This is a genomic window from Pseudorhodoferax aquiterrae, assembly GCF_014652235.1.
In the GTDB taxonomy this organism is placed as follows: domain Bacteria; phylum Pseudomonadota; class Gammaproteobacteria; order Burkholderiales; family Burkholderiaceae_C; genus Pseudorhodoferax; species Pseudorhodoferax aquiterrae.
Map to the genome: position 1 here is coordinate 1 of NZ_BMYK01000042.1, position 15,438 is coordinate 15,438.

15 protein-coding genes and 1 pseudogene are annotated in these 15,438 nt (G+C 71.0%); 6 read left to right on the forward strand and 10 right to left on the reverse strand.

The genetic code is table 11. The features are described 5' to 3' along the window. Nucleotides 1-52 precede the first annotated feature (52 nt). Together IE209_RS31295 and IE209_RS31300 are read right to left on the reverse strand one after the other, a co-directional pair. Nucleotides 53-940 (reverse strand): annotated as a pseudogene (locus IE209_RS31295) (ABC transporter permease); the annotation flags it as partial. A gap of 2 nt (nt 941-942) precedes the next feature. Next, nucleotides 943-1,962 (reverse strand): ABC transporter substrate-binding protein, encoded by a 1,020-nt coding sequence (locus tag IE209_RS31300; protein WP_189690773.1) that lies wholly within the window; start codon nt 1,960-1,962, stop codon nt 943-945. Nucleotides 1,963-2,123: 161 nt separating this feature from the next. Between IE209_RS31300 and IE209_RS31305 the strand changes: the two genes are divergently transcribed. Beyond that, entirely contained in the window at nt 2,124-2,486 is a 363-nt protein-coding gene (locus IE209_RS31305; protein WP_189690774.1) for a type II toxin-antitoxin system RelE/ParE family toxin, read from the forward strand. A 4-nt stretch (nt 2,487-2,490) separates the two neighbouring features. Then, nucleotides 2,491-2,817 carry a helix-turn-helix domain-containing transcriptional regulator gene (locus tag IE209_RS31310; protein ID WP_189690775.1) on the forward strand — a complete coding sequence of 109 codons (327 nt, stop codon included), beginning with the start codon at nt 2,491-2,493 and terminating at the stop codon, nt 2,815-2,817. Between the two features lie 3 nt (nt 2,818-2,820). Here IE209_RS31310 and IE209_RS31315 read toward each other — a convergent pair whose 3' ends face one another. The 3 genes from IE209_RS31315 to IE209_RS31325 are packed head-to-tail and all read right to left on the reverse strand — an operon-like array spanning nt 2,821 to nt 5,938. Next, complete coding sequence (locus IE209_RS31315) at nt 2,821-3,828, reverse strand: ABC transporter substrate-binding protein (RefSeq protein WP_189690776.1); 1,008 nt, start codon at nt 3,826-3,828, stop codon at nt 2,821-2,823. Nucleotides 3,829-3,857: 29 nt separating this feature from the next. Next, complete coding sequence (locus IE209_RS31320; RefSeq protein WP_189690777.1) at nt 3,858-4,838, reverse strand: Bug family tripartite tricarboxylate transporter substrate binding protein; 981 nt, start codon at nt 4,836-4,838, stop codon at nt 3,858-3,860. Further along, a complete protein-coding gene (locus tag IE209_RS31325) occupies nt 4,835-5,938 on the reverse strand; it encodes an LLM class flavin-dependent oxidoreductase (RefSeq protein WP_189690778.1) in 1,104 nt (367 codons plus the stop codon). Before IE209_RS31325 ends, IE209_RS31320 begins: the two co-directional genes overlap by 4 nt. A 143-nt stretch (nt 5,939-6,081) precedes the next feature. On the opposite strand from IE209_RS31325, the gene IE209_RS31330 reads away from it, so the two are divergent. Beyond that, nucleotides 6,082-7,290: an acyl-CoA dehydrogenase family protein gene (locus IE209_RS31330; protein WP_189690779.1), complete on the forward strand. Its 1,209-nt coding sequence runs from the start codon at nt 6,082-6,084 to the stop codon at nt 7,288-7,290. Between the two features lie 3 nt (nt 7,291-7,293). Here IE209_RS31330 and IE209_RS31335 read toward each other — a convergent pair whose 3' ends face one another. Continuing rightward, nucleotides 7,294-8,517 (reverse strand): porin, encoded by a 1,224-nt coding sequence (locus IE209_RS31335; protein WP_189690780.1) that lies wholly within the window; start codon nt 8,515-8,517, stop codon nt 7,294-7,296. Nucleotides 8,518-8,765: 248 nt separating this feature from the next. On the opposite strand from IE209_RS31335, the gene IE209_RS31340 reads away from it, so the two are divergent. Genes IE209_RS31340 through IE209_RS31350 form a run of 3 tightly spaced genes read left to right on the forward strand, consistent with a single transcriptional unit; the run spans nt 8,766 to nt 11,673 of the window. Next, nucleotides 8,766-9,731, forward strand: a complete 966-nt coding sequence (locus IE209_RS31340) for a Bug family tripartite tricarboxylate transporter substrate binding protein (protein ID WP_189690781.1) — start codon at nt 8,766-8,768, stop codon at nt 9,729-9,731. A 10-nt stretch (nt 9,732-9,741) separates the two neighbouring features. After that, a complete protein-coding gene (locus IE209_RS31345) occupies nt 9,742-10,587 on the forward strand; it encodes a TauD/TfdA dioxygenase family protein (RefSeq protein WP_189690782.1) in 846 nt (281 codons plus the stop codon). A 21-nt stretch (nt 10,588-10,608) separates the two neighbouring features. Further along, nucleotides 10,609-11,673 carry a beta-keto acid cleavage family enzyme gene (locus IE209_RS31350; RefSeq protein WP_189690783.1) on the forward strand — a complete coding sequence of 355 codons (1,065 nt, stop codon included), beginning with the start codon at nt 10,609-10,611 and terminating at the stop codon, nt 11,671-11,673. A 27-nt stretch (nt 11,674-11,700) separates the two neighbouring features. Here the strand turns inward: IE209_RS31350 and IE209_RS31355 are convergent, their stop codons facing one another. The 4 genes from IE209_RS31355 to IE209_RS31370 all read right to left on the reverse strand — a co-directional run bounded on the left by IE209_RS31355 (nt 11,701) and on the right by IE209_RS31370 (nt 15,376). Then, nucleotides 11,701-12,738 carry an AraC family transcriptional regulator gene (locus IE209_RS31355; RefSeq protein WP_189690784.1) on the reverse strand — a complete coding sequence of 346 codons (1,038 nt, stop codon included), beginning with the start codon at nt 12,736-12,738 and terminating at the stop codon, nt 11,701-11,703. Nucleotides 12,739-12,805: 67 nt separating this feature from the next. Then, on the reverse strand, nt 12,806-13,813 hold the full coding sequence (locus IE209_RS31360) for a YeiH family protein (protein WP_189690785.1): 1,008 nt from the start codon (nt 13,811-13,813) through the stop codon (nt 12,806-12,808). A gap of 6 nt (nt 13,814-13,819) precedes the next feature. After that, complete coding sequence (locus tag IE209_RS31365; protein WP_189690786.1) at nt 13,820-14,791, reverse strand: quinone oxidoreductase family protein; 972 nt, start codon at nt 14,789-14,791, stop codon at nt 13,820-13,822. 27 nt (nt 14,792-14,818) lie between these two features. Then, nucleotides 14,819-15,376 (reverse strand): RBBP9/YdeN family alpha/beta hydrolase, encoded by a 558-nt coding sequence (locus IE209_RS31370; RefSeq protein ID WP_189690787.1) that lies wholly within the window; start codon nt 15,374-15,376, stop codon nt 14,819-14,821. Nucleotides 15,377-15,438 lie beyond the last annotated feature (62 nt).

A 15,438-nucleotide genomic window follows, 5' to 3' on the forward strand; every position in this document is an offset into this window, starting at 1 on the left:
TTCCCTTTGTAGCCGCTATCAGCTTCGCCTGGGCTTAACTGACTGGCATTGAGCCCAGGCCGGCCTTCACGCCCATCATCTCGGCCGTGACCAGCGCCGAGAACGAGGCGCCCAGGCCCATGAACAGGCCCACGAAGACCTGCGGCAGGGCAGCCGGGATCGCCACGCGCAGCACCAGGAACCATTCGGACGCGCCCAGCGTGCGCGCCACGTCGTAGTAGCTCTTGGGCACAGCGGCCACGCCCGACCAGGTCAGCACCGCGACCGGGAAGAAGGTGGCCAGCGCCACCAGGAACACCGCGGCCGAATAGCTCGAGGGCGCGAAGAAGAAGGCCAGCGGCAGCAGCGCCGAGGCCGGCACCGGCCCCAGGAAGCGCAGCAGCGGATGCACCCAGTAGCCCGCGATGCGCGACCAGCCGATCCACACGCCCGTGAGGAAACCCACCAGCGCCCCAAACAGCAGGCCATTGGCCAGCAGGCGCAGCGAATGCGCGGTCGACAGGCCCAGCCGGCTCCAGTCCTCCGCCACCACATCGATCAGGCTTTGCGGCGGCGCGAAGAACGGCGGGGGCAGCAGGCCCAGCTTGGCCGTCAGCAGCTCCCACAGCGCCAGCAGCAGCGGCGCGGCCACGAGCCACTGGCCGGCCGGCCGCAGCCTCAGACCGACGCGGCCGGCACGCGCGCCCAGCAAGGCGATCGCCAGCAGCGGCGCTGCGAGCGCGAGCGCGGCGATGCCGAACGCCTCGGTGTAGGCCCAGTCGGAAAAGCCGATGGGCTTGTTGGGCCAGGCCAGTGTCAGCACACCCAGGCCGACCCAGGCCAGGGCCGCGAGGACGCCGGTGCGCCAGATGCCCGTGGGCAGTGGCGCCTGTGGGATCGGCCGCACGGTGGCGGCCTGCCGCGCGGGCGCGGCGTCGTAGGAGGGGGCGAGCGCGCTCATGCTCAGCCCAGCACGTCCAGCGACACGTGGTTGGCAAAGCGCACCACGTCCGTGCTCTTCTTGAGGATGCCCGCGTGGTGGAAGTCGCGCGCGAAGGCCTCGACCTCGCTGCGCAGCGGCGCGCCGGCCGGATGGTGCTTGTAGGTCAGCTCGGCCAGCAGCTTCTGCAGGTCTTCCACGGCCACCTTGGGCGTGTACTTGTGGTAGATCTTGGCCGCCTCGTTCGGGTTTTCGGCCACATCGTTGGAGGCCTGGGCCAGCGCGCGCACCACGGCGGCAGCATGCGGCTTGTCCTTCTGCGCGAACTGCGCGCGCGCACCGACCACGCAGCAGATGCGCTCGGCGTATTCGCCCTTGGCGCTGTTGCCGATCTCGGTGAAGAGGCCCGGGTTGCGCTTTTCGATCAGGTACAGGTTGGGGTCGCCGTCGGCAATGGCCTGGATCTCGCCCTTCTTGACCGCGCCGTCCAAGAGGTCGGCCGGGTAGACGCGCCATTCCACGTCCTTGTCGATGTCCACGCCGCGCTTGGCCAGGTGGATCGCATAGAACTGCTTGGCCGGGCTGTTGAGGTCGGACACGCCGATGACCTTGCCCTTGAAGCTCTTCACGTCGCTGGTGATGCCGCCGCCCTGGGCCGCCACCAGGCGCAGGCAGCCGCCGTGCACGCTGCTGACGAGCTTGACGTCTAGGCCCGCCTCCAGCGGCTTGACCCAGCGGTGGATCAGGCCCACGGCCACGTCGGCCTTGCCCGTGGCCACGGCCTCGAGCAACTGGTCGGCTGCGCCGGCCCAGTTCAGCAGTTCCACGTCCAGGCCATTCTGCTGGAAGAAGCCGCGCTCCAGCGCCACGGGCACGGGCGTGAGGCAAAAGCCGGCCTGGCTCCAGGCGAAGGTCAGTTTGCGCGGCTGCGAGCGTGCGCGCGAGGCCAGCAGCGTGGCCGAGGCGGCCACGGCGGCGATGCCGGCGGTGCGCACGAGCTTGCGGCGCGACCAGGGGGTGTGCGTGGTGGGCAGACTGGACATGGTGGAACTCCCTCTCTCGTCGTTGACCAGGAATGGGCGCTACGGTAGTGCGCGCGACGCGCTTTTCCAACGCAGGAAAAGGCGTTTGGTTATGCGGAGAACTTGGGTGATGCACCGCCCTGGACCGCGCCCCATAAGTAACGAATGCGTTACCATTGCACATGGCCATCGCGGTTCACGAGTACGTGCGGGAGGACGGTTCGAACCCCTACAAGTCCTGGTTCGACCGCCTGGACGCCCAGGCCGCCGCCAAGGTGGTGACCGCCAAACTGCGCCTGGAACTGGGCAACACATCCAGCGTCAAATGGTTCGATGGCATCGGGGAGTACGTCATCGACTGGGGGCCCGGCTACCGCATCTACCTGGCCAAAGACGGCGACCGACTGATCGTGCTGTTCGGTGGCGGCACCAAGCGCGGCCAGCAACGTGACATCGACAAGGCCAAAGCCTTGCACGCCGAATACAAATTGCGCAAGAAGTCAGTGGGCACCGGCATGCAGCCGGGCCGCAGCATCAAGAGGTGAAACGATGGCATTGACCCGCCACTTCAAGGACACCGTGGTCGAGCGCGTCGAGCGCGATCCCGCATTTGCCAATGCCCTGCTCGACGAGGCCGCGACGCTGTTCCTGCAGGGCGAGGCCGAAACGGCCCGCCTGATCCTGCGCGACCTGGTCAACGCAACGATCGGCTTCGAGCAACTCGCGCAGGCCACCGAGAAACCCAGCAAGAGCCTGCACCGCATGTTGTCGCCCACCGGCAACCCGAGCATGGACAACCTGGCCTCGATCTTCAGCGCCGTGCAGCGCAGCCTGGGCGTGGGACTCGAAGCGCGCGCCGTGCCCGCCACACACTGAGGTTCAGCCCAGCACATCCACCGACACATGGTCCGCGAAGCGGGCCACGTTGGTGCCGGGCTTGAGCACGCCCACCGACTGGAAGTCGCGCGCGTAGAACTCCACCTCGTCGCGCAGGCTGCGCCCGGTCGGGTGGTGGCGGTGCGTGAGCGTGCCCAGCAGCGCCTGCAGGTCCTCCACGCCGACCTTGGGTGCGTACCTGGCGAACAGCTTCGCGGATTCGTTGGGGTTGTCGGCCACGTAGTCGGAGGCCTGCACGATGGCCCGCACCAGCGCGGCCACCACGGGCTTGTCCTTGCGCACGAGCTCGCCGCGCGCGCCCAGGATGCAGCAGACCTTGTCCTGGTACTCGCCCGAGAGGTTGGTGGCGATCTGCACGTAGCGCTCCCTGTTGCGCTTCTCGATCAGGTAGATGTTGGGGTCGCCGTCGGCGATCGCCTGGATCTCGCCCTTGTTCACGGCGATGTCCAGCAGGTCGGCCGGGTACTGGCGCCAGGCGACGTCCCGGTCGGCGTCGATGCCGTTCTTCTTGAGCAGGATGGAGAAGAAGTTCTTGCCGGGGCTGGCGATGTCCGAGACGCCGATGGTCTTGCCCTTGAGGTCGGCGAGCTTCGTCACGCCGGCCTCCTTCACGCCGACCAGCCGCACGCAGCCGCCATGCGAGCTGCCCACGATCTTCACGTCGAAACCCGACTCCAGCGGCTTGAGCCAGCGGTGGATCATGCCCACGGCCGCATCGGCCTTGCCCGTGGCCAGCGATTCGAGCAGCTGGTCGGTCGAGCCCGTGTAGTTGGTCAGCTCCACCGAGAGGCCGTTGCGCTCGAAGTAGCCGCGCTCCTGCGCGACCACCACGGGCGACAGGCAGAAGGCCGTGGCGTTCCAGGCGAAGTTGAGCTTGCGCGGCTGCGACCAGGCGCGCGCGGCCAGCAGGCCGCCGGCCGCAACGATCGCGGCGCTGCCGGTGGCGCGCAGCGCGCGGCGGCGCGTGATGGAGGATGAAGAAGTCGTCATGGTGTGGTTCCGCATGGGCAGGCTGTGGTTCATTCGATGCGCACGTCGCTGTCCTTGATCACGCGGCCCCAGCGTGCGTGGTCGGCGCGGATCAGCTCGGCGAACGCGGCCGGGTTGTTGTGCTCGACCGTGATGCCCTTGGCCTCGAGCTCCTGCACGGTCCGCGGCGCGCGCGCGATCGCCGCGATCTCGCGCTGCAGCCGTTCGACCACGGGCGCGGGTGCACCGGCCGGCAGCACGATGCCGAACCAGCCGGCCGTCGCGAACGCAGGCAGCCCGGCCTCGGGCGCGCTCGGCACGCCCGGCAGCAGCGGCGAGCGCTGCGCGGCCGTCAGCACCAGGCCGCGCAGCTTGCCGGCCTGGATCTGCGGCGCGAGGATGGCCAGCGTGTCGACGGCCACGGGCACCTCGCCGCCCAGCACCGCCGCCACGGCCGGTGCGCTGCCCTTGTAGGGCACGTGCAGCAGGTCAGTGCCGGTCAGGTTCTTGAACAGCTCACCGCTCAGGTGGCACAGCGTGCCGGTGCCGCAGGAGCTGTAGCCGAGCTTGCCGGGCTGGGCCTTGGCCGCGGCCACGAGTTCGGCCACCGAGTGGGCCGGGAAGCGGGCGTTGACTGCCACCACGTTGGGCACCGAGGCGAGCAACGAGACCGGCGCGAAGTCGTGGAGCGGGTCGAAGCGCAGCTTGTCCTGCAGGTGCGGCAGGATGGTCAGCTGGCCGCTCGTGGCCAGCGACAAGGTGTAGCCGTCCGGCGCCGCGCGCGCGGCGGCCTCGGCCGCGATCGCCGTGCCCGCGCCGGGCTTGTTGTCCACCACCACGGGCTGACCCAGGGCCTGGCCGAGTTGCTCCGCGTAGTAGCGGCCGATGGTGTCGGCCGCGCCGCCCGGCGGGAACGGCACGATGAGCTTGAGCGGCCTGGCCGGCCAGGCCTGGGCCTGGGCCACGGATGCGGCGAGCACACAGGCGGCGCCGAGCAGGCCCAGGGCCACGCGCTGGAGACCGCGCATCATGCGGCCTCGCGCCGGTTGGCCAGGCGCTGCGCGACCAGCGCGCGCGTCAGCGGGATCAAGGCGCGGCCATAGTCGGTCGCATCCTCCAGCGGATCGAAGCCGCGGATCAGGAAGGTGCTCACGCCCAGGTCGACGTAGTCCAGCAGCGCATCGGCCACCTGCTCGGGCGTGCCGACCAGGGCCGTGCTGTTGGAGCGCGCGCCGGTCTCCTGCGCGATCGCCGTCCACAGCCGCTTGTCCACGCGCACGCCCTGCCCGGCCGCGGCCAGCAGGCGGCGCGCGCCCTCGCTCTGCTGGGGCCCGCCGCGGCCGAAACCCTGCACCACGCGCAGGCGGCGCGTCTCGGCCAGGATGGCCTCGGCACGGGCCCAGGCCTTCTCCTCGGTCTCGGCCAGGATGGGCCGGAACGAGACCGAGAAGCGCACGCTGCGGCCGTGCCTGGCGGCCTCGGCGCGCACGCGCGTGGTCAGCTCGCGCGCCTGCGCCAGCGACTCGCCCCACAGCGCGTAGACATCGGCGTACTTGCCGGCCACGGGAATCGCCGCTTCCGAGGCGCCGCCGAAGTACACGGGCACGTGCGGCCGGCCGTTGCGCGTCTGCACGGGCTTGACCTCGGAGAAGGCGTTGCGCGCGCGGTAGTGCACCCCTGCATGGTCGAAGGGCTGGTCCGCCGCCCAGACTTTGTGCAGCACCTCGAGGTATTCGTCGGTGCGGGCATAGCGCTGGTCGTGGTCCAGCCAGTCGCCGTCGCGCTGTTGCTCGTCGTCCGAGCCGCCCGAGATGTAGTGCACGGCCAGCCGGCCGCCGCTGTATTGGTCCAGCGAGGCGAACTGCCGCGCCGCCAGCGTGGGCGCGACGAAGCCGGGCCGGTGCGCGAGCATGAAGCCGATGCGCTCGGTGACCGAGGCCGCGTAGGCCACCGTCAGCGTGGCGTCCGGACCCGTGGAATGGTGCGGCACCAGGATGCGGTCGAAGCCGGCATTCTCGTGTGCCCGGGCGAACGCGCGCACGTAGTCGCGGTCGATGGCGGGGCCCTGGGCGGCGTGGATCTCCGAGACCTTCTGGGTCTGGATCATGCCGATGAATTCGATCTGGCTCATGGGTTGCTCCTGCTGGGACGGTGGACCTTAGCCAGCCCCGGGCGCGCACAGAACGAAGAAAAACGAGCAGGCATATGCGGCGCGCGAGTTTGGGCGGCGATCGCGCGCCGCTAGCCTCGGGCGTCCCCCTCAACGCGCCCACCATGAACGCACCCCTGCTCTACCGCCTGCCTAGCGCACCCGCCGTCCCCGGCCTGCATCCCACCGTGCTGGCCCGCCTCGCGGCGCAGCTGGCCAGCGGCGCGGTGGCGCTGGACGAGAGCGGCGCCTTCCCGCATGCCAATTTCGCGGCGCTGCACGCCGCCGGCCTCATCGCGCTGGTGGTGCCCAAGGCCTGGGGCGGTGCCGGCGCCGGCCTGGCCGAAGCGCGCCGCGTGGTCGCCGCACTGGCCCATGCCGAGCCGGCCACGGCGCTGATCCTCACCATGACCTATCTGCAGCACCTGGCCCTCGCACACGAGGGCAGCCGCTGGCCGCTGGCCCTGCGCGAGCGCGTGGCGCGCGATGCGGTGCGCGACGGCGCGCTCGTCAACGCGCTGCGCGTGGAGCCGCTGCTGGGCTCGCCAAGCCGCGGCGGCCTGCCCGACACCATGGCGCGCCGCGCGGGGGAGGGCTGGCGGCTGTCGGGCCACAAGCTCTACTGCACCGGCATCGAGGGCCTGCGCTGGCTGGCCGTGTGGGGCCGCACCGACGAAGATGCGCCGCGCACCGGCGTGTTCCTGGTGCCGCGCGATGCGCCCGGCATCACCATTGTGCGCAGCTGGGACCACCTGGGCCTGCGCGCTTCGGGCAGCCACGAGGCGGTGTTCGACGAGGTGCCGCTACCGCTTCAGAACGCCGTGGACCTGCGCGCGCCGGCCGACTGGGCGCCCGGCGCCGGCAGCCCCGCCGAGCAGCAGGCCCAGACCCTGCACCAGGCCTGGATGGCGGTGCTGCTGGGCGCCCTCTACGACGCCGTGGCGCGCGCCGCGCGCGACTGGCTGCTCGGCTTTCTGCGCACACGCGCGCCCGGCAGCCTCGGGGCGCCGCTGGCCAGCCTGCCGCGCACGCACGAGGCGCTGGGCGAGATCGAGGCCCTGCTGCGCAGCAACCGTGTGCAGCTCGACGACGCCGTGGCCGCCGTGGACTGCGGCGAGCCGCCGTCGGTCACCGACAGCGGCCTGCTCAAGCACGCCGTGACAGCCCAGTCCATCGAGGCCGTGGAACGCGCACTCAAGCTCTGCGGCAACCACGGCCTCACGCGCCACAACCCGCTGCAGCGCCATTTGCGCGACGTGCTGTGCGGCCGGGTACACGCCCCGCAGAGCGACGCCGTGCTGGCGGCGGCCGGGCGGCGTGCGCTGGGGCTGTAGCTCTCAGAACACGGTGCGCAGCCCCACATCCACGCCCGTGGCGCTCCTGGCCTGCATGCCGTCGGTCACCTGGTAGTAGGGCTGCGGCAGGATGCTGGGGTTGCTCACCACCAGCGGCGTCACCGCCATGACCGCGGTGTTGTTGCGGCCGTTGACGATGCCGATGCGGGCCACCGTGGCGTAGAGCGCCGTGCGCCTGGACAGGTGGTGCACGTAGCCCAGCGCGAGCTTGTCCGCCGAGGCATCGCCCGCCCCCTGCCCGCTCGTGAACCGCACCCGCGAGTACGCGGCCCGCCACAGGCCTGCGCCGACCGGCACGGTGGCACCCACCAGCAGGCCGCGGTAGCGGTCGTCGATGGGCGCCAGCGTCGTGCCGTCGCGCCGCGCGTTGCGCACCAGCGACCATTCGCCGAGCAGCTTGGCCGGCCCGAAGTTGTAGGAGGCGCCGAAGTTCAGCGACCGGATCTTCTCGTCGCTGGCGCCGCTGTTTCCGAGCGTGCTTTCGCCATAGCCCAGCGCCAGGTCGGCCGGCCCGCCGGCCCAGCCCAGCCGCGCGCCGGCGTAGCGGCCGCGCTGACTCTGCGGGTCTTCGGGGAACGCGAACATCGCCTGCCCGTACACGCCGCCCAGGCCGGTCGGCAGGAAGTAGCCCACACTGTTGCTGCTGCGCAGGTAGTTGTCGGTGCCGGCGGACAAGCCGCCGCCCAGCAGGCGCTGCGACAGCGGGCCGGTCTTGCGGGTCTCCAGCGCGCGGCTGATGGCCAGGTTGCTGCTGACCACGGCGATCAGGTTGACGCCCACGCCGTTGGACGTGAACGGGTCGAAGGCCCAGTCGTTCAGGAACGAGGGCGTGTGGTCGCGGCCCAGGCGCAGTTCGCCCAGAGCGCCGGACAGGCTCAGCGTGGAACGCCGGCCGAAGCTCAACGGATTGGCGCCGGTGTCGTTGGTGACGGGCGCCTCCAGCCAGAAGCCGGCCGACAGCCCGTCGCCCAGGTCTTCGGTAGCGCGGATGCCGAAGCGGCTGGCGAAGTTGCCCGAGGGCGACATCTCCCAGCGGCTCTGCCGCACCGCGCGCGCCGGCCCGCCGTCCCAGGACTGGCTGCGCACGCTGTAGCGGCTCATCGCGGCATCCACCACACCGAACAGCGTGGCGGACGATTGCGCGGCGGCGCCGCCGGCGGCGGACAGGGCGCACAGGCCAAGGGTGCAGAGGGCGAAGCGTGGCATGGGACGGGGTCTCCTGGTCGTTGTGAATGGTGCGATGCGCGGCGTATCGGCACTCTAGGAAAGGGCGTCCGCGGCCTTTTAGCAATCCGTGCCACGGGCTGTGCATTGCATGCCAGCCGCCCGGTGGGCGGCCTAGGGTTGCAACCGATTCGTCCCAACAAAGCAAATCGATGTCCCAGCAAGACAAACGCGCGGCGCGGCCGCTTCCGATACTGGCCGCCGAACCACCACCGAACGGAGACATGCCGATGAAGACCACCTGGAAAGCCATGGCCCTGCTGCTGGGCTGCACGCTGGCCTGTGCCAGCACCTGGGCCTGGGGCCGCCAGCCGATCAAGCTGATCGTTCCCGCGCCGGCGGGCGGCACCTCGGACATCGTGGCCCGCGTGCTGGGCCAGCAGCTGTCCAGCGACACCGGCCAGCCCGTGATCGTGGAGAACCGCGCCGGGGCGGGCGGCGTGATCGGCATGCAGGCCCTGCTGGCCGCGCCCGCCGACGGGCAGACGCTGCTGGTCGGGCCCAGCAACCTGCTGGCCGAGATCCCCCACGTCATCAAGATGCCGTTCGATCCGCTCAAGGACGTGCTGCCGGTGGCGTCCCTCGCGCGTTCCGGCGTGGTGCTGGTGGCGGCGGCGGGCCAGGGCGCGCAGGACTTCCCGACCCTGCTGGCACAGCTGAAGGCGCGCAAGGGCCAGACCAGCTTCGCCAGCTACAGCCCGGGCACGGTGTCGCACTACGCCGGCCTGATGCTCAGCGACAAGGCCGCGCTGGACATGCAGCACGTGGCCTACTCCGGTTCGCCGCCGGCCCTGCAGGCCATCCTGGGCGGGCAGGTCGACGTGATGTTCGACGGCATGCTCACCGCCGTGCCGCTGGTCCGCGCCGGCAAGCTCAAGGCCTACGCCTTCTCCGGGCCGCAGCGCTCGCGCCACCTGCCCCAGGTGCCCACCACCACCGAACTGGGCTACCCCGACCTGCAGTTCAAGGGCTGGGTCGGCGTGATGGGCTCGGCCCGGCTGCCCGCGGACGTGCTCGCGCGCATCCAGGCGGCCATCGACAAGGCCGCCCGCGCGCCCGTGGTGCAGCAAAAGCTCTCGGACGTCGGCCTGGAGCCGGAGGTCGTCGTCGACACACCGGCCCTGCAGCGCGAGACGCGCGCCCTGTCCGAGCGCAACGCCGGCATCGTCAAGACCTACGGCATCACCTTGAACTGAAGACATCCCCATGCAAGTGCGACAGATCACCCCCTGCATCGGCGCCGAGATCGGCGGCGTCCACCTCGGCGAGGTGGCGCGCGACCCCGCGCAGTTCGCCGCCATCCGCGCTGCGCTGCTGCAGCACCGCGTGCTGTTCCTGCGCGACCAGGACATCACGCGCGCCGAGCATGTGGCCTTCGCGCGCTGCTTCGGCCCGCTGGAAGACCACCCCGTGGCCGGCAGCGACCCGGAGCATCCGGGCCTGGTGCGCATCTACCGCAGCGACAACCCGCACAGCTACGAGAACGTCTACCACTGCGACGGCCTGTGGCGGCCGAACCCGGCCATGGGCGCGGTGCTGCGCTGCATCGAATGCCCGGAGATCGGCGGCGACACCATCTGGGTGAACATGGTGAAGGCCTACGACGAACTGCCCGAGCACATCAAGACGCAGATCGCCCCGCTGCGCGCCAAGGCCAGTATCGAGCACAGCTTCGGCGCCGTGATGACCCCGCAGGCGCGCGCCGAGCTGGTGGCGCAGCACCCGGCCGCCGAGCATCCCGTGGTGCGCACCCATCCCGAGACGGGAGAGAAGGTGCTGTTCGTGGGCGCGGGCTTCACCTCGCACTTCGTCAACTGGAGCACGCCCGAGAACGTGCGCCACGGCATCGACAAGTCGCCCGGCGCATCGCTGCTGCTGAACTACCTGACCAGCCGCGCCAGCATTCCCGAATACCAGGTGCGCTGGTCCTGGCGGCCGGGCGACATCGTGGTCTGGGACAACCGCAGCACCCAGCACTACGCCTGCAACGACTACTTCCCGGCGCCGCGCAAGATGGAACGCGCGGGCATCGTCGGCGACATCCCCTACTGACACGCGACCAGGAGAAACACCATGAACTTCCTCGACGGCCACCTGTTCCCCGAGAACCAGCAGCCCCTCATCATCACCGCCGCGCCCTACGCCCCGGGCTGGCTGCCCTCGGACTTTCCCGAGGACATCCCGGTGACCATGGAAGAGCAGATCCAGAAGGCCGTGGACTGCTACAACGCCGGCGCCACGGTGCTGCACCTGCACGTGCGCGAGCTGGACGGCAAGGGCTCCAAGCGCCTGTCCCAATTCAACGCGCTGATCGCCGGCGTGCGCAAGGCGGTGCCTGAGATGGTCATCCAGGTCGGCGGCTCCATCTCCTTCGCACCGGAAAGCGAAGGCGCCGCCGCCAAGTGGCTCAGCGACGACACGCGCCACATGCTCGCCGAACTGGAGCCCGTGCCCGACCAGGTGACGGTGACGGTCAACACCTCGCAGATGAACGTGACCGAGCAGGCCGAGGACGCGGACTTCAAGGGCACCTCGCGCGAGATTCCGGCGGTCTTCAACGCCTACAAGGAAATGACGGTGCCGGCCCAACCCGGCTGGGTGGAGGAGCATGTGCGCCGGCTGACCCGGGCCGGCATCCAGAGCGCCTTCCAGTGCTACAACCTGAACAGCTTCGAATCGGTGGAGCGGCTCATGCGCAAGGGCGTGTACAAGGGGCCGCTGGTGATGAACTGGGTGGCCATCGGCGGCGGCATGGATGCGCCCAGCCTCTACAGCCTGGCCAATTTCGTGCGTGCCGTGCCCGACGGCGCCGTGCTCACGGTGGAAAGCAACGTGCGCAACGTGCTGCCGGTGAACATGTGGGGCATCGCCGCCGGCCTGCACGTGCGCTGCGGCACCGAGGACTGCCTGTGGAACCAGAACCGCAGCGCCAAGGCCAGCACCGTCTCGCAGATCGAGCAGCTGGTGCGCATCGCGCGCGAGTTCGGCCGCCCGATCGCCACCGCCCGGCAGGCGCGCGAGATCAGCAAGATCGGCGTGTTCTACGACACGGTGGAGGAGTCGCTGGCCGCCAACGGCTTCGCGCCAAACCGCAACGGCGGCAACCAGGGCTTTCTGCGCAAGGTGTTCACGGCCTGAGCCAAGCGCGACCGCCCTCGCCTGCGTTCACGCGCCGGCGCTCGGCAGGCCGGCCTGCAGCCGCCGCCAGTCCGAGACGCTGGCGCCGAAATGGGCGCGGAACCAGTGGCTGAAGCTGCTGGGCGTGGCGAAGCCCAGCAGGCCGGCCACCTCGCCCAGGCTCTGGCGGCTCTCCAGCACATGGCGGCGGACCAGGTCGGTGCGGAGCCGGTCGAGCAGCACCGAGAAGCTCAGTTGCTCGGCACTCAGGTGCCGGTGCAGCGTGCGCCTATCCACCCCCAGGTGACGCGCCACCTGGTCGGCCGTGCAGCGCCCGCCGGGCAGCAGCGCCAGGATCAGCTCCGTGCAGGCGGCCTGCATGCCGTCGGTGCGGCGGTTCAGGGCGGCCTCCAGGTGGTCGCGCGCAAAGCGCGCGGCGCCGCCCGAGCCCGGCGTGCGCAGCGACTGCAGGTCGGCCAGCGCGCAGACCAGTCCGCAAAACGCCTGGTCGAACCGGGGCGCCAGGCCGAAGAAGGCACGGTGCGCCGCCGGGTCCACCGGCGCGTGGTGCGTGAAGTGCACCTCCACCGGCCGCCACTGCGGGCCGATCAGCTCGCGCAGCACGCGGAACATCATGCCCGCCGTCAGCTCCATGGACTGGCGCGTCGCCAGCCCCGCGATCGGCAGCAGTTCCTGGCGGATGAGCAGGTTCGCGCCCGCGTCCTCGATGCGCAGCACCATGCCGCTGCTCAGCAGCTTGAGGTAGCGGCATAGCGTGTCCAGTGCCTGGCGCGGCGTCGGCTCGTCCATGAGGACCAGGCCGATGGGCCCGAGGTGGGTCAGGTTGCGCCGCGCCGCCAGGCACAGCGCGAAGTCCTCCCGACCCGTGGTGCGCGCCGCGGCCTCCAGCAGCTCGCGCACGGTATGCAGGGGGATGCGGGTTTCCGGGTTGTCCAGCAGCCGCGCCGACAGGCCCGCCGCGCGCAGCAGCACGGCCGGGTCGTGGCCGAGCGAGCGCACCAGCTCGGCGTAGCCGCTCAAGCTGGCGCTGCGGATCAGGCTGCTGTTGCAAGGCGGCATGCCCATGGCGTGCTCAGTCGGTCGTCCGGCGCTTGTCGGTGGATCCGCGTGCCCTTGGCCTGTGGAACGGGCTTCAGCTCCAGCGCAGCAGGGCCAGGGCCAGCGCGGCGAGGAACACCGTCTCGCCCACCATCAGCACCACGGGCTTGAGCCCCACCGTGGCCAGTTCGCGCAGCTGGGTCTTCATGCCGATGGCCGCCATCGCCGCCAGGAGCAGCCAGCCGGACAGGCTGGTGCCCGCCTGGGTCAGAGCCCTGGGCAGCCAGCCCGTGCTGTTCAGCGCCACCAGGGCCGCGAAGCCGACGGCGAACCAGGGCAGCAGCGGCGGCCGCGGCCCGTCGCCGGCACGACCCGTGGCCCGCGTGAAGGCCACGGCGAACAGGATCACGGGCAGCAGCGTGGCCACGCGCAGCAGCTTGACCAGCGTGGCCGTGTCGCCCACTTCCTGCGACACGCCGTAGCCGGCGCCGACCACCTGCGCCACGTCGTGGATGGTGGCGCCCAGGAAGGCGCCGGTGTTCGGTGCATCCAGGCCCAGCGCGCGCGCCAGCATGGGGTACAGGACCATCGTGAGCGTCGACAGCGCCGACACACCGACCACGGTGAACAGCGTGGCGCGCTCCTTGAGCGGGTGCGGCGGCAGCGCGGCCGACAGCGCCAGCGCGGCGGAGGCGCCGCAGATGGCCGTGGCACCGCCGCTGAGCAGGCCGAACAGGATGTTGAAACCCATCAGCCGGGCCACCAGCATGGAGACGCCGATCGTCAGCACCAGCGACACGGCCACCACCAGCACCGGATGCCAGCCCAGCCCGGCCACCTGGTCGGCGGTGATGCGCAGCCCGAGCAACGCCACGCCCCAGCGCAGCAGCTGGCGTGCGGTGAACTCGATGCCGGGTCGGCAAGGCCCCTCGCCGGACAGGAAGTTCATCGCCATGCCCAGCATGAGCGCGAACAGCATCACCGGCGCTCCGTAGTGCTGCGACAGGAAGGTTGCCGCCGCGGCGACGACGGCACAGGCCAGCACGCCGGGGAACAGAGCGCGCGCGTGGGCCTCCCAGGCGGTGACGGTCAGAACGGCCATGGGGCGTCAGGGCACCAGCACCGTGGCACCGGTGGTCCGGCGCGATTCCAGCGCGCGGTGCGCCTCGGCCGCGTCCCGCAGCGCGAACTCCTGCTGCGGCGCGCTCACGATGCGCCCGGCCAGCACATGGTCGAACAGCTCGCGCGCCATGGCCAGCATGTGCGCGCGTGGCTGGATGTAGTGCAGCATCGCAGGACGCGTCATCCAGATCGAGCCCTTCTGCGCCAGCAGCTGCGAATCCACCACCACCGAGCCCGAGGAGGTGCCGTTGCTCACCAGCCTGCCGCGCGGCTGCAGGCAGTCGAGCGAGGCCATCAGCGTGTCCTTGCCCACCGAGTCGTACACCACCGGCACGCCCTTGCCGTCGGTGATCTCCCTGACGCGTGCGACGATGTCCTCGCGCGACGTCACGATGGTGTGCGTGCAGCCGTTGGCGCGCGCGATGGCGGCCTTCTCGTCGGTGCTGACGGTGCCGATCATGGTCACGCCCAGCGCGCGTGCCCATTGGCAGGCGATCAGGCCCACGCCGCCGGCCGCGGCGTGGTAGAGGATGGTCTCGCCGCCCTGCAGCGGCACGACCTGACGGAACAGGTACTGCGCCGTCATGCCCTTCATCATCAGCGTGGCAGCCGTGCGGTCGTCGATGCCGTCGGGCAACGGGATCAGCACTTCGGCCGGCATCACGCGCGCCTGGGCGTAGGCGCCCTGCGGTCCGATCAGGTAGCCGACGCGGTCGCCGGGCCGGATGTCGGTCACGCCCGGACCCACGGCTTCGACGACGCCCACCGCGTCGGAGCCCAGGCCGTTGGGCAGGGCCAGCGGATAGCGGCCGGTGCGGAAATAGGTGTCGATGAAGTTCAGCGCGATGTAGCTGTGGCGCACGCGTGCCTGGCCCGGGCCGGGGTCGCCGACCTCGACCTCTTCGAGCTTGAGAACTTCGGGGCCGCCGGTTTCGTAGAAGCGGATGGCTTGGACCATGGTGTATGCCTCTCTGGTGTCGGCCGCTCAGGCCGAGAGTTCGGTGATGAAAGCGTGCGCGGCCGGCCATTCGCCGTGGCCGGACGCGGGATTGAGGTGGCCGACCTCGCCGAGGTCGGCCAAGCGGCTGCCCCAGGCCCGCGCCATGCGCCCCACCTGGTCGAAGCGCGCCAGCGGATCGTTGCGGCTCGCGCCCACGATGCTCGGAAAAGGCAGCGGCGCCATCGGCACCGGCAACCAGCCGCCGTCGCCAAGCGCCTGCAGCGACGGATAGCCCGCCGGCATCGGCCGATCGAGCTCGGGCGGCGTGACCAGCAGCGCGCCTTGCACGGCGCGCCGCGTGTGCTGCGCCCAGTGCGCCACCATGGCGCAGCCAGCGCTGTGCGCCACGACCACGAGGGGGCCCACGACGGCCTGGGCCTCGCGCTCGATGGCGGCCACGCGCGCCGCGCGGTCCAATCCGTCGCCCGTGCGGCCCATGGGCGGCACGCAGCGCACGCGCGGCAGTTGCGCGGCCAGCAGCGTCTGCCAGTGCGCGGGCGCGTGATCGCGCAGACCGGGGACGATCAGCACGGTGGGCAGCATGTCAATGTCCGATGATCCTGGCGCGCCGCCCGCACGGCACGAGGCCGGCTCGCAGGCCGCTG